This window comes from Granulicella rosea (assembly GCF_900188085.1).
Classification (GTDB): Bacteria; Acidobacteriota; Terriglobia; order Terriglobales; family Acidobacteriaceae; genus Edaphobacter; species Edaphobacter rosea.
Genome location: NZ_FZOU01000001.1, coordinates 813,796 through 826,841, shown reverse-complemented (window position 1 = coordinate 826,841; position 13,046 = coordinate 813,796). Strand labels below are relative to the sequence as shown.

The 13,046-nt window shown below is 63.8% G+C and carries 11 protein-coding genes; 8 read left to right on the top strand and 3 right to left on the bottom strand.

Annotated features, from left to right (window positions below; translation table 11 throughout):
• The first annotated feature begins 222 nt into the window (after positions 1 to 222).
• A complete protein-coding gene (locus tag CHB87_RS03700; RefSeq protein ID WP_217897000.1) occupies positions 223 to 1,698 on the top strand; it encodes a GGDEF domain-containing protein in 1,476 nt (491 codons plus the stop codon).
• A 21-nt stretch (positions 1,699 to 1,719) separates the two neighbouring features.
• A complete protein-coding gene (locus tag CHB87_RS03695) occupies positions 1,720 to 3,429 on the top strand; it encodes a M1 family metallopeptidase (protein WP_245817792.1) in 1,710 nt (569 codons plus the stop codon).
• Between the two features lie 6 nt (positions 3,430 to 3,435).
• Here the strand turns inward: CHB87_RS03695 and CHB87_RS03690 are convergent, their stop codons facing one another.
• Positions 3,436 to 4,041, bottom strand: coding sequence for an HD domain-containing protein (locus CHB87_RS03690; RefSeq protein WP_089407013.1), 606 nt, complete (start codon positions 4,039 to 4,041; stop codon positions 3,436 to 3,438).
• Between the two features lie 238 nt (positions 4,042 to 4,279).
• Between CHB87_RS03690 and CHB87_RS03685 the strand changes: the two genes are divergently transcribed.
• The 3 genes from CHB87_RS03685 (at position 4,280) to CHB87_RS03675 (ending at position 6,725) form a co-directional block, all read left to right on the top strand.
• Positions 4,280 to 4,813: a helix-turn-helix domain-containing protein gene (locus CHB87_RS03685; RefSeq protein WP_089407012.1), complete on the top strand. Its 534-nt coding sequence runs from the start codon at positions 4,280 to 4,282 to the stop codon at positions 4,811 to 4,813.
• 97 nt (positions 4,814 to 4,910) lie between these two features.
• Positions 4,911 to 5,843 carry a polyprenyl diphosphate synthase gene (uppS, locus tag CHB87_RS03680; RefSeq protein WP_089407011.1) on the top strand — a complete coding sequence of 311 codons (933 nt, stop codon included), beginning with the start codon at positions 4,911 to 4,913 and terminating at the stop codon, positions 5,841 to 5,843.
• Between the two features lie 48 nt (positions 5,844 to 5,891).
• Complete coding sequence (locus CHB87_RS03675) at positions 5,892 to 6,725, top strand: phosphatidate cytidylyltransferase (protein ID WP_089407010.1); 834 nt, start codon at positions 5,892 to 5,894, stop codon at positions 6,723 to 6,725.
• Between the two features lie 63 nt (positions 6,726 to 6,788).
• On the opposite strand, the gene CHB87_RS03670 is transcribed toward CHB87_RS03675, so the two are convergent.
• The gene (locus CHB87_RS03670) at positions 6,789 to 8,048 is read right to left on the bottom strand and encodes a glycosyl hydrolase family 28 protein (RefSeq protein ID WP_089407009.1); all 1,260 of its coding nucleotides are present in this window, start codon (positions 8,046 to 8,048) and stop codon (positions 6,789 to 6,791) included.
• Positions 8,049 to 8,419: 371 nt separating this feature from the next.
• On the opposite strand from CHB87_RS03670, the gene CHB87_RS03665 reads away from it, so the two are divergent.
• Positions 8,420 to 9,607, top strand: a complete 1,188-nt coding sequence (locus CHB87_RS03665; protein ID WP_089407008.1) for a 1-deoxy-D-xylulose-5-phosphate reductoisomerase — start codon at positions 8,420 to 8,422, stop codon at positions 9,605 to 9,607.
• Positions 9,604 to 10,962: an RIP metalloprotease RseP gene (gene rseP / locus CHB87_RS03660; RefSeq protein WP_089407007.1), complete on the top strand. Its 1,359-nt coding sequence runs from the start codon at positions 9,604 to 9,606 to the stop codon at positions 10,960 to 10,962. Before CHB87_RS03665 ends, rseP begins: the two co-directional genes overlap by 4 nt.
• 58 nt (positions 10,963 to 11,020) lie before the next feature.
• Here the strand turns inward: rseP and CHB87_RS03655 are convergent, their stop codons facing one another.
• Positions 11,021 to 11,998, bottom strand: a complete 978-nt coding sequence (locus CHB87_RS03655) for a phosphoesterase (RefSeq protein WP_089407006.1) — start codon at positions 11,996 to 11,998, stop codon at positions 11,021 to 11,023.
• Between the two features lie 70 nt (positions 11,999 to 12,068).
• Between CHB87_RS03655 and CHB87_RS03650 the strand changes: the two genes are divergently transcribed.
• Entirely contained in the window at positions 12,069 to 13,046 is a 978-nt protein-coding gene (locus CHB87_RS03650; RefSeq protein ID WP_089407005.1) for a CPBP family intramembrane glutamic endopeptidase, read from the top strand.

Sequence of the window (13,046 nt, the reverse complement as noted above, 5' to 3'; positions counted from 1 at the left end):
CAACCCACTCAACCGAAGTGCCGGGGTCGAAGAGTCCACAGGCGTGAAGCCGGACCTATCGGGCGGCCAAAAAACCTGACAATTCAGCAGCTATCACCCAATCGCGCCTTCGTGCCGATAAAGGATACGCGCCCGTCGCACGAAAGTACCATAGAGCCGCTGCGGCTCTGTCATTAGCATGATGAAAGAAGAGCTGATTCGATCGCGATGCCGAAATCCGGCTTGCATCCTTTTGACTGCCTCAACAAGAAGGGTTCGAACCCTGTGCTGAACAAGACTCCGCTTCCGATCTCGCCCAACCAGCCCGACAATCATGTGCTGTCGGTGCTCGCCTCGCTACAGCGACTGGTTATCTTCGTCGCGGCGCTGATCTCCGGCGTGACTTTGCTGGCGTGGCTCATCGCGCCGCTGGGGCGTCACATGCCCGACGGCTGGCAGCTCATGAAGGCCAACACCGCGCTGTGCGGCCTGCTCTGCGTCGCGAGCCTCCTGCTCTCGCAGCCGCTACGCCCCCGGCGAGATCTGAAACTGAGCCGCGCGCTGGCCACGCTGGTCGCCTTCATCGGCTCGCTCTGCGTGATCGAGAATCTTTACGGTATCTCCTTTCACATCGACCGCCTGCTTGCGTCCGATCCGCTCGGCGCACACCCCGGCAGAATGTCCGCGCAGACCTCGTGGGGTTTTGTACTGCTGGGCGTCGTGCTGTGCTGCCTGCGCACGCGCAAGGGCTGGGTCTCGAACCTGGCCGACGTGCTCACCATGGTGAACTCCATGCTGATGCTCATCTATATCTCCGGCTACTTCTTCGGCGCGGCCCAGCTTCTGGGGCCCGAGTCGACGCACCGCGTCTCGCCGCAGACGCTGCTGGTGCTGCTCTGCCTCACCTTCACGACCTTCAACCGGCGCGCGGAGTACGGTTCCTTCGGCATTCTGCTGGGCGTGGGCATCGCCGGCGCGACGGCCCGGCTGGCGGCGCCGTTCGCCCTGCTGATGCCCTTCGTGCTGATGTCGTTACTGCTCGGCGTCAGCCGCCTGCACCTGCTTTCGCCCGTCTACGCGATGGCGGTGGCGACGTCGGTAGTCGCGCTGCTGGCCTTCTGCCTGGTGATTGTTCTCTCGCGGCGCGTGGCCGGGCTGGAGCACGAGGTCCGCGAGCTCTCCCTGCGCGACCCCCTCACCGGCGTCTACAACCGGCGCGGCTTCTTCCTGCTGGCCGAGCAGGCGCTGCGCGTCTCGCGCCGTTCGGGCGAGCCCTTCTCGCTGCTCTTCATCGACATCGACAACCTCAAGATCATCAACGACACGCTCGGCCACGAGACCGGCTCCGAGATCCTGCAGCGCATGTCCGCCCTGCTGTTGCAGAACTTCCGCGAGACCGACATCACCGGCCGGCTGGGCGGAGACGAGTTCGTCGTCGCCGGCAAGGCCACCGCCGCCGAGATCGCCGTCGCCACCTACCGGCTGCAGAAGATGGTCGACGCCGCCAACGTAAAGGCCGAGGGCGAACGCCCGCTCAGCTTCAGCTTCGGCCACGTCACCGCGGACCACCGCGCGCCGCAGACGCTGGAGTCCATCATCGGCCGCGCCGACAAGCTGATGTACGAGGCCAAACGCAATAAACGCGACATCTCCGGCGCTCACGCGCTGCCCACCCTGGTGCAGTCGAGTCCGGTCCTGCGCCAGTTCCCCGCACGCTGATTCGTGCATAAACTTAGGTCTGTGGACATTCCTTCGATCACCCGCCTTGCGTGCTTCGCTATTCTGGCCTCGGCCACACTTCCCGCGCAGACAGTGAAGCCGCCCGTCGCGACCCCGCCGGCGACAGTCGCGGCAACCGCGAATACGCCCGCCCCGCCTCCGGCCACGCCGAACCGCGCTCAGATCCTTCGCGGCGCCTATGGCCCCTACCGCGCCAACAACGACCTGCTCTATTACCACCTCGACGTCCGCGTCGACCCCGTCGCGAAGTCCATCGCGGGTAAGAACACCATCCGCTTCCGCATGCTCGCGGACGGCAGCCGCATCCAGATCGACCTGACGCCCGGATTGAAGGTTGACCGCATCCTGATGGGCGCGACCGAGCTGAAGTACACGCGCGACGAGGGCGCCGTCTTCATCGACTTCCCCCAGACCCTGCGCAAGGGCCAGACCTACACGATCGACTTCCACTACTCCGGCAACCCCGTCGCCAAAGGCCGATTCGGTGGTATGAGCTTCGAAAAAGATCCCACCGGCTCGCCGTGGATCTTCACCGCCTGCGAGGACGACGGCGCCAGCATCTGGTGGCCCAGCAAGGATCAGTGGCGCGACGAGGTCGAGTCGATGGACATCTCCGTCGCCGTGCCCAGCACGCTGACCGATGTCTCGAACGGCCGCTTCGTCGGCAAGACCGACCTTGGCGACGGCTACACCCGTTGGGACTGGCACGTCAGCTACCCGATCAACAGCTACGACGTGGCGTTGAACATCGCCGGCTACGCGCATTTTTCGGACACGCACAACGGCCTCGACATGGACTTCTACGCGCTGCCCGCCGATCTCGACAAGGCGAAGAAGCAGTTCGCTCAGGCGAAAGGAATGCTCGACGCCTTCGAGCACTACCTCGGCGAATACCCCTTCGCGCGCGACGGCTACAAGCTGGTGCAAGTGCCGTACGCCGGCATGGAGCACCAGTCAGCCGTCGCCTACGGCAACCAGTTCGACAACGGCTATCTGCACGTCGACTGGACCCACGTCGGCATCAGCCCGCGCTTCGACTTCATCATCGTCCACGAGAGCGGCCACGAGTGGTTCGGCAACTCCATCACCGCCAACGACGAAGCCGACATGTGGATCCACGAGGCATGGGACACCTATATCGAAAGCCTCTACGTCGAGTACCACTACGGCAAGCCGGACGCGATGAAGTACATCACCGGCTGGCGCGCCAAGGTCAAAAACCGCGAACCCATCGTCACCGAACGCGGCGTGGAGGCGACTCCGCCGCAGGACATGTACTTCAAGGGCGCGCTGATGATCGCGACCCTGCGCAGCATGCTGGACGACGACAAACCCGGCGCCGACGCGCGCTGGTTCGCGCTCCTGCACGACTTCTACCAGCACTTCAAGTATCGGAACATCGACACCGAGCAGGTAGTCGCCTGGTGGAACGAGCGCACTCACCGCAACCTGACGCCGGTCTTCAACCAGTACCTGCGCCACACGGCCATCCCTTGTCTTGAGCTGAACTTCGACCCCGCCACCGGCACGGTGAACTATAAGTGGCAGGCCGAGGAGCAGGGCTTCAACCTGCCCATCCGCGTCGGGACGCCCGGCCACTGGCAGGTCATCACGCCGACGCAGCAGTGGCAGGTGCTGAAGACGCCGCTGACGAAGGAGCAGTTCAGCGTCGCGACAGACCTCTATTTCGTCAACGTCAGCAAGACCTAACCCACCTCAGACGCCCGCCAGCCCAAGCTCCGCCGCATGCTCCTGCAGCGCCCGCAGACAGACCCCGATGTGCTCGTCGATCGACACCCCCAGCAGCTCCGCGCCGAGGGTCATGTCCTCGCGCTTCACGGCGCGGGCAAAGCCCTTGTCTTTCATCTTCTTCTTCACGCCCGCGACCTCCACGTCGTGGATGGACTTCGTCGGCTTCACCAGCGCGCAGGCCGTCAGAAAACCGGAAAGCTCATCGCAGGCAAACAGCGCGCGGTCGAGATGCGTCTCCGGCTTTACGCCTGAGTAGTCGGCGTGCGCAAGAATGGCGTGCAGTATCTCCTCCGGCCAGCCGCGCTCGCGCAGGTACGCGACACCAATGAACGGATGCTCCTCCGCCGCCGGGTGCCGCTCGTAGTCGAAGTCATGCAGCAGCCCCGCGCAGGCGTAACGGTCTACAAACTCGTCCGCTTCCGAACCCGGCAGACCAAGCCGCGCAGCCTCCAGCCGGCCGTACGCCGCAGTCGAAAACGAGACCGACAGCCCATGCTTGCGCAGCGATTCGCCCGCCGTCCACTCCTCCATCAGGGCCAGCGCAGCAGCCCGTGTATGCCCTTCGCTCATGCAAAACCTCCATCCCCATCATCCCCCAAACGTGGAATGTCGCTGAAATGTCATTGCCGGGGCGAATACTGTTTACTACCCTGGTTCCCACTTCGGGTTTCTTTGGCATTTCTAGGCGTATCGACTGAGATTCCCTTGACTCATCGGGCACCCGGTGTCATTCTAGGCTCATCTCCCGGCCGTTATCGGACGTGGGCTGCGGTACCTTGCTCTGGAATCCGCCCGCAATACACAATCTATGGCTACCATGATGGCGTCAGTTGAACAACGTGAGGTCCTGCGTTGCGACCATTGCAGCCTTGTGCAGTTCCGCACCGCTACGGCGACGTGCCGGCGCTGCAAGAAGTGCCTGGAAGTCCCGGTCCCCGTACCGGCGGCAGCTCCACTGGCGCTGGTGCCGACACCTGTCGCCGAAGATGGCGGACTCCAGGTCGCACATGCCGTCCGCGACCTCCGGCACGTCCGCAATCTCTCGCAGCGTCAGCTCGCGACGCGGATGGGCGTACCTCGCACCTATATCTCGAAGATCGAGAACGGCAAGGCGATGCCGACGCTCTCTTCGCTCGACCGCCTGGCCCGAGCGCTGCAGGTCGACATCTCGACCCTGCTGCGCGACGCCAACGGCCGCCACTCCAACGAGACGGCCATGCTGATGACCGACCCGTTCCTCGCCGAGATCGCCGCCTACACCTCGCAGCTCGATACGCTGCAGCGGTCGATCTTCCTGAACCACGTCCGCGAACTGGCCGCAGGCCGCCGCCGGACCGCCTAGCTTCAAACCACCTGCAACGGCGCGCCGTTCCTCTCTCCGGGGGCGGCGCGCTGGACTGTTTAGCGGGCATGTCTCCCATTGCACGGCTCAATCCGCTATGCTAGCGTCAGTACCTGCGAGGCCGCCGTTGCGTCAGTCTGTTCCCAGCCGTGTGCATGAGCTCTCCGCCGAGGAGGCTCTCATCTACCGGCAACTCGACCCACAGAAGATTCCTCAGCACGTCGCCATCATCATGGACGGCAATGGCCGCTGGGCGGGCAAACGCGCGCTCAAGCGCTTTCTCGGCCACCAGCAGGGCGCCGAATCCGTCCAGTTCGTCGTCGAGACCGCATCGCGCATCGATCTGCCCTGGCTGACGCTCTACGCGTTCTCGCTCGAGAACAACCTGCGCCGGCCGAAGGCCGAGGTCAGCTTCCTGATGAAGCTGCTGAAGAACTACCTGGTCGGCAACGTGAAGCGGATGAACGACAACAACGTCCGCATGGCCTACATCGGCCGCACCACCGGCCTGCCCAACGAGATTCAGGACACGATGCAGTGGGCGTCCGAGGAGACGGCCAAGAACACCGGCACCACCCTCACCCTCGCGCTGAACTACGGCTCTCGCTCGGAGATCGTCGACGCGACGCGCTCGCTCGTGCAGAGCCTGATCGACGAGGCGCACACCCGCGGCTGTTCGCTCGAAGACCTGCTGCAGGTGGATTCGCTCGACTCGCGCATCGACGAGGCGCAGCTTTCGGCCAATCTCTACACCGCGCACATGCCCGACCCGGATCTCGTCGTCCGCACCTCGGGCGAGCAGCGCATCTCGAACTTCCTGCTGTGGCAGATCGCCTACGCCGAGATCTTCGTGACCGACCGCCTGTGGCCGGACTTCCGCGGCATCCACCTGCTTGAAGCGATCCAGAACTTCCAGCAGCGCGAACGTCGCTTCGGCGGTCTGGGCGAAGGCACGGACGAGCATCTCGAAGGCCGGGACGACGCGTTGGAGACGCCCGAGAGCATCGCCGCCGAACTGGCGCGGGGCTAGCACCCGTCAATCTGACGGCGGACGATACGGTATCCTGCTGGAAGCCCAATGAAACGAATCCTCACTGCCATCGTCCTGATCGCCGCCGTCGTCTCCCTCGTCTTTTACGGCCCGGTCTGGGGTATCGCGCTGGCTGCGGCCTTGGTCGCATGCCTGGCCGCAATCGAGTACCGCGCGCTGGCGCATGAGACCGGCGTCCACATTCCGATGTGGTGGATCATCTCGGCCACGCTGATCGTCTTCTACTTCACCATCAAGCTGACGGAGTTCGAGCTGCCCGTGCTGTCGCTGCTGGCATTCGTGCTGCTGGCCTGGTCCGGCTTTCGCGCGCCCCTCGAACGCGTGCTGCCGGACGCCTCGCTCGGACTCTTTTCGCTTATCTATATTGTGTATCCGCTGACGCTGCTGCCGCTGATCCGCAACCACGAGGACGGGACCGGCCTGCTCATCTTCCTCTTCGTCTGCGTCTGGTCGGGCGACATCGCGGCTCTCTACATCGGCAAAAACTTCGGCAGGCGCAAGCTCACCCGGCTGAGCCCGAACAAGACCTGGGAGGGTTCGATCGCGTCCATCGTCGGCAGCGTGGTCTTCGGCATGGGCATCTATTACCTCGGCATCCACCTCTCGAACCGCGGCTGGACCGGCCTGCACATCGACATTCCGGCGTGGCAGATGTTGCTGCTGGCGATGATCCTGAACATCGCCGCCCAGCTCGGCGACCTGCTGGAGTCGGCGATCAAGCGCGGAGCCGGCGTCAAAGATTCCGGCACGATGCTGCCCGGACACGGCGGCATCCTCGACCGCATCGACGCTTTGCTGCTCGCCGCGCCGGTGCTCTGGTACGTGCTGTTGCTGAAAGACTGGCAGGGGTTGTTCCGCTAACATTGGACGAATACGCCCGGTTCCTCCACCAACGGAGAGACCGGGCGTCTCCGCCTGTTCGGGCTAGAACGAACAGGTCGGCACGGAACCCGACGTGGTAAAGGTGGACGTCGTCACGCCCGTGCCCGACGGCGTGATGTTCGAGTTATCCAGATAGACCGTTGCGTCCTTGTCGCCCGACTGCGTCGTGACATCGAGGCTGATGTTCGCAAGATAGACCTGGGCAAGGTTGCTGGAGTTGTATCCCGCGAGCTCTGTATAGGCGCCCGAGATCGACGAGACCGACTTGACCCCATTCACGAGGATGTCCTGAAACTGGGGCGTGCCCGAGGTTCCGCTGCAGCTTCCATAGGCCGCGTTCACCACGATCAGGTGCTTCGCATTGGTGATGCAGGTGTTTTGATAGGTGACCTGCTTCACCAGCCCGCCGCACTCGCTATCCGTCTTGATATTGATCGCGTTGGCGTCGCCCGAGGCCGTGCCGCTGTGATCGTTGCCGTAGACATAGTTGCCCGTGAAAAGCACGTTTGTTACACCATCGAAGGTCTGACTGCCGATCGACAGGCCATGCGTTCCGTAAAGCTTCGTTCCCTTCACCGTGATGTTCGAGGCCGCCGAGGCGTTCGTCTTGACCGCGATGCCGTCGTCGCCGGCCTCGATCGAGGAGTTGATCACCGAGACATTGGCGATGCTATCGATGTCGATGCCATCCGCATTGGCGCGAGTGGCAGGAGTCAGGATCGTGACCCCGTAGACCGTCGCGCCGTTGCCGCCCTGGATGTACAGATTCGGGTGTGCTGCCTGCTGAAGCGTGATCTGGTAGGCGATGAAGTTATTGGCGCTGTTCGTCTGCACCAGACGCGGCGTTCCGGAGATCGCGGACAGGTCGCCACGCCCGTCGATTGCGCCGGTTCCACCCAGAAACGAGTTCGTACCCTCGATGTAGATAAGCTCCGATTGGCTGGAGTAGCTGTTGTTCCCTTCGAGCGTCACACCGCTATCCACCACCAGTCCCTCGCCGTTGACCGTAAGCTTGTCGGAGTAGAAAGCGTTATCGGAGCCAGACGAGGCCAGCACGACGCTCTTGCCCGTTCCGGCACAGGCGTTCAGCGCCGTTTGAAGACGGCTCGTGTCGTCCGACGTAGGGGGCGACGAACGCTGAGAGGTCGAGAACTGCGCCGTGAGCGTCTGGCAAACGGCAGGGTAGCTCGGCGTGCCGACCGTGCGGGAGTCGCCGGTCGCGTAGGTCTGCGCCGCGGCGCCGAGGGTAAGGAAACAGGAAACGACACTGCAGCCAAGTGCGGTCTTGATCGTACGTTGCATGCATATTCTCCAAAAAAGTGGGTGAGACGCCCGGAGGGGAGCACTCCGGGAGGATTGCGGATGAGGTGCGAGACCTGATCGAACTCCTGCCGGACGGCCAATCCGGTGAGTCCGTGGTCTAACCATCTGTTCGTCACCGCTTCGAGCCCTATGCATAAAGCGGAGAAAATCTACCGGTATTCGCACGTCGATGTCAATAAAATTGAGAATCAAGCAGATAAATGAATAAAAACAAGGATCGAGGTCGGACCAGTCGGCCATCCTCATCGCTCTCTGCGCCACCCAATTCATCAGATCGGCCGCTCAGGCGTCCATCCGCCTTCTCGCTACGCGACAGAGCACCCAAGCCTCAAATCTGCGAAAATACCAAAGTGAAGAAGATCGCGATTCTCGGCTCGACCGGCTCCATCGGCGCATCAACCCTATCTATCTGCGAGTCGTTTCCCGACCGCTACCTGCCCGTCGCGCTGGCCGCGGGCTCGAACGTCGACGCAGCCTTCGAGCAGGCGAAGCGCTGGCGGCCAACGCTTCTCTCCATCGCGACCGAGGCCCATGCCGCCGAGCTCCGGGCTCGTCTGAAAAGCGCGGACATTCCCGGCGTCGAGGTCGTCTGGGGCACGGCGGGCACCGTCGCCGTCGCCACGCACCCGGAGATCGAGTTCGTCGTTTCCGCGATTGTGGGTGTGGCCGGGTTGGAGGCGACGTACGCGGCCGTGCAGGCGGGCAAGACCATCGGCCTCGCCAACAAGGAGTGCCTCGTCGCGGCGGGTGACCTCATCATCGCGGCCGCGCGCGAAAAAGGCGTGGCCCTGCTGCCGATCGATTCCGAACACAACGCCGTGCATCAGTGCATGCGGGGCGGCGCGCCGGCGGAGGTCAAGCAGGTCTGGCTGACCGCATCCGGCGGGCCTTTCCGCAACACCCCGGCGGCGGACTTCGCCGGCATCACCCCGGCGCAGGCGCTCAAGCATCCCACCTGGGTAATGGGACAACGCATCACCATCGACTCCGCGACCATGATGAACAAGGGCTTCGAGGTCATCGAGGCCTGCCGTTTGTTCGACTTACCGGCAGCGCAGGTGCGCGTGACGGTGCATCCGCAGTCGACCGTGCACTCGTTGGTCGAGTTCATCGACGGCAGCATCCTGGCGCAGATCTCGGTTACGGACATGCGCCTGCCGATCCTCTACGCGCTGGCCTACCCCGAGCGTCCGAAGTCGGACCTGACCTTCGACCTCAGTCTGCTCTCGCATCTCGACTTCAGCCAGCCCGACCTCGCACGCTTCCCTTGCCTGCGTCTGGCGTATGAGGCCGCGGACGCCGGGCCGTCTGCCTGCATTGCATTGAACGCCGCCGACGAGATCGCCGTAGCCGCCTTTCTTTCGCACGAGATACCCTTCCTCGGCATCCCGCGTACAATCGAGCGTGTGCTGGAGCTAACCCCTGCCGCTCGCCCCGCGTCTATCTCCGAGGTGCTTGCCGCCGACCGGATGGCCCGCACCGTCGCACGCGAGGTCATCGCCAGCCACAGCATCACCGAGGCGCACGTTTCCCTATGATCATCGCCATTATTCGTCTTCTGATCGTCCTTGGCATCATGGTGCTCGTCCATGAGTTCGGCCACTTTGCGGTCGCCAAGCTCTGCGGCATCCGTGTCGAGACGTTTTCCATCGGCTTCGGCAAGCGGCTCTTCGGCTTCCGCCGCGGCGATACGGACTACCGGCTCTCGCTCCTGCCGCTCGGCGGCTATGTGAAGATGGCGGGCGACAACCCTGGCGAGGCCCCCACGGGCGACCCCGGCGAGTTCAACGCGCACCCCCGCTGGCAGCGCGTGCTGGTCGCGCTCGCAGGGCCAGTCGCGAACTTCATCCTCGCGCTGTTCATCATGACCGTCGTCTACATGAACCACCATGAGACCGACGCCTACCTGAGCGGTGCGGCGCGCAACGACTACACGCTGGTGAACACACCCGCCGCGAAGACCGGCATCCACCCCGGCGACACCATCGTCCACTACGACAACGCCGAGAATCCGGACTGGGAGACGATCGTCACGCAGTCGCTGCTGAACGTCGGCCGCACGGTTCCGTTCTCCTATACGCACGACGGCCAGCGCTTCGACACCACCATCCTCGTCGCCGGCACCAAGGATGACGCCGTCAACGGCGATATTCCGGCGCTGCTGGGCCACATCGGCCTCGCGCCGCGCTACCAGGATGCGCCCGTGAAGGTCGACCGGGTGACGCCCGATACTCCCGCAGCCGCGGCCGGTCTGCAGCCGGGAGACCTGATCGCCGGCATCGACGGCATCTCCATCCACAGCGTTCCGGCCCTGCTCGCCTATCTGCAGGACCAGAACGGCAAGCCATCCGTCCTCAGCCTCGTGCGCAACGGCCACACGCTGCAACAGCCGATCACGCCGCAAAAGATGCCCGGCGGCGACGGCACCACCGGTTACCGGCTCGGCTTCAGTTACCTGCGCCCCCCGGTGAAGGTCGACAAGCTGGCCTTCCCCGCCGCGGTCTCCGAGGCATGGGCCTACAACCTGAAGAACGCGCTTCTGATCAAATCGGTGCTCAAGGGCCTGTTCCAGCGACGCGTCTCGCCGGCGGCGCTCTCCGGTCCGATCGGCATCGGCCAGCAGGTCGACTCCGCCGCAAAGCAGGGTTACTGGACGCTGATGGAGCTGATGGCGGTCATCAGCATCAACCTCGGCATCTTCAACCTGCTGCCGATCCCGATCCTCGACGGCGGCATGATCACCTTCCTGGCGGTCGAATCCGTTATCCGGCGCGACATCAACCAGCAGATCAAGGAGCGCGTCTACCAGGTCGCCTTCGTCTGCCTGCTGATCTTCGCCGCGATGGTCATCTTCAACGACATCTCCAAGCTGCCCGGGCATTTGAAGCTGTAGCCACTCCACAAACGTCCGTCATCCTGAATGCAGTTCAGGATGACGATCTTCTTATGCTCTAGCCTCGGCGCAGCTCCGCGACAATCTCCGCCGCAGCCCTGCGCGCATCGTCCGCCTGGTCAAGCGGGAAGCTGATCGCCCCCACCCGCGCATGGCCGCCGCCGCCGTAGCGCTCGCAGATCTTCGACAGGTCGATCAGCTCCGACACAGGCCGTGTCGTCCAGGGATTGGTTCCCACCGATATTTTCGTCCGAAAGCTCGACTTACTCAGGCCCACGGTATAAGTCGCGTCGGGATGTAAGTAGTACGGGATGAACTTACTGTAACCCTCGGTCGGTTTATCCGTGATGTCGAAGAAGATCGCGCCATCGACGAGCTGCGCGCGGGACCGGATGAGTTCGATCTCGGTCCGGTGCTTGGCCAGGAGCGGCTCCACCAGCTCCTGCAGGAAGGGCTGGTCGAGCACCTGCTGCAGGCTCATCTCGGTGAGCAGCGGAATGATGCGCGGCACAAGGTCCGGATCGCTCGAACTCTCGATCACCATGGTCAGCTTCATCGCTGGCTCGCCCATCTCGACCGCGGCCTTCGCGCTCTCGTACTTCGCTCCGTCGACGATGTCCGCCCAATAGATAAGATCTTCCAACCCACTTACATCGAAGCCGAACCTCGTCTTACCAATATGCGCGATAAAGCTGGTGCAGGAGGTATAAGTCGGATCGAAGAAATGCCGCATCGACTTACTCCCGTCAGCCTGCTGCGCCTCGAACTGGGCTAACTCCTCCGGCGTCTGAAAGGCGCTGCGATGGTGATCGAACCACCACGTAATCAGCGGCGAGGGAGAGTATTTGAAGTCCACGATGGCATTCTCCTCCGGCGAAAATGCCGACTCGTCGAACAGGCCGCCGGCCTTGTGCAGCAGCCCGCGATACTCGTACCCCGCGGCCGTGCCGATGCACTGGCGATGAAACCGCGTGAACAGCGAGGCCGAGCATGCGCCGTCGAAACACTTGTCGTGATAGAAGACCCGAAGATTCAAAGCAACTCCCTTGGCCCATATGCGGGCGACTCCTCCAGCATACCGGCAGCCAAGTATGATCGAAGCACCCATGTATTCGGAATCCCCCCAACCCCGGAAGCACCCGCTGCACAACCTCTTCATCGGCGACGACGGCCTGCGCGCCGGCTGGAGCGTCCTGCTCTTCTTCGCCTTTGTCGCCGGCTTTGCGACGCTCTGGCATATGCTCGTCCGCCAGCTTCACCTCATGCGCGGCATGGGAGCCCATGCGCCGATGACCTGGACTCGCGTTCTGCTCACCGACGGAGGCAACTTCGCCATCTTCGCGCTTGCCGCATGGCTGATGTCGCTCATCGAACGCCGCCGCTTCGGCATCTACGGCCTGTCCGCGCGGCGCTGGTTGGGCGACTTTCTGGCCGGCCTCGCCTGGGGACTGGCGGCGCTCTCGCTGCTCATCGGCTGCCTGTTCGCCACGCATCTGCTGGCCTTCGACGGAGTCAGCCTGCACGGCGCGAACGCGGTCGGCCTCGGCGCGAAATGGCTGCTTGCCTTCCTGCTCGTCGGCTTCTTCGAGGAGTTCCTCACCCGCGGCTACATCCAGTACACCGCCGCGCGCGGCATCCGCAGGCTGGTGCTGCGCGTGGCGCCCGACAGCCCGCACGCCGACACGATCGCCTTCTGGATCACGGCCATCCTGCTCTCCGCCGCGCTCTTCATGTACCTGCACACCGGCAATCCGGGCGAGACCTTCATCGGTATCCTCGCCGTCGGCGTTGCGGGCCTGACCTTCGTCTTCAGCCTATGGCGCACCGGCACGCTCTGGTGGGCGATCGGCTTCCACGCCGCGTGGGACTGGGCGCAATCGTACCTCTACGGCGTCGCCGACTCCGGCGGCATGGTCGCGGGCCACCTGCTCAACACGCACCCCACCGGTTCGCCCCTGCTCTCCGGCGGCACGACCGGGCCGGAGGGCAGCATCTTCGTCATTCCCACCCTGGCGCTGGTCTGCCTCGCGATCCACATCACCCTGCCTCGCCGCGGCGGCGCGGGCATTTACACTCAGCAGTAG

Bases quoted from the DNA above. Each gene is read 5' to 3' on its own strand.
- CHB87_RS03690 (WP_089407013.1), bottom strand. From the start codon at position 4,041: ATGAGCGAAGGGCATACACGGGCTGCTGCGCTGGCCCTGATGGAGGAG.
- CHB87_RS03685 (WP_089407012.1), top strand. From the start codon at position 4,280: ATGGCTACCATGATGGCGTCAGTTGAACAACGTGAGGTCCTGCGTTGC.
- uppS (WP_089407011.1), top strand. From the start codon at position 4,911: ATGCTAGCGTCAGTACCTGCGAGGCCGCCGTTGCGTCAGTCTGTTCCC.
- CHB87_RS03675 (WP_089407010.1), top strand. From the start codon at position 5,892: ATGAAACGAATCCTCACTGCCATCGTCCTGATCGCCGCCGTCGTCTCC.
- CHB87_RS03670 (WP_089407009.1), bottom strand. From the start codon at position 8,048: ATGCAACGTACGATCAAGACCGCACTTGGCTGCAGTGTCGTTTCCTGT.
- rseP (WP_089407007.1), top strand. From the start codon at position 9,604: ATGATCATCGCCATTATTCGTCTTCTGATCGTCCTTGGCATCATGGTG.
- CHB87_RS03650 (WP_089407005.1), top strand. From the start codon at position 12,069: ATGTATTCGGAATCCCCCCAACCCCGGAAGCACCCGCTGCACAACCTC.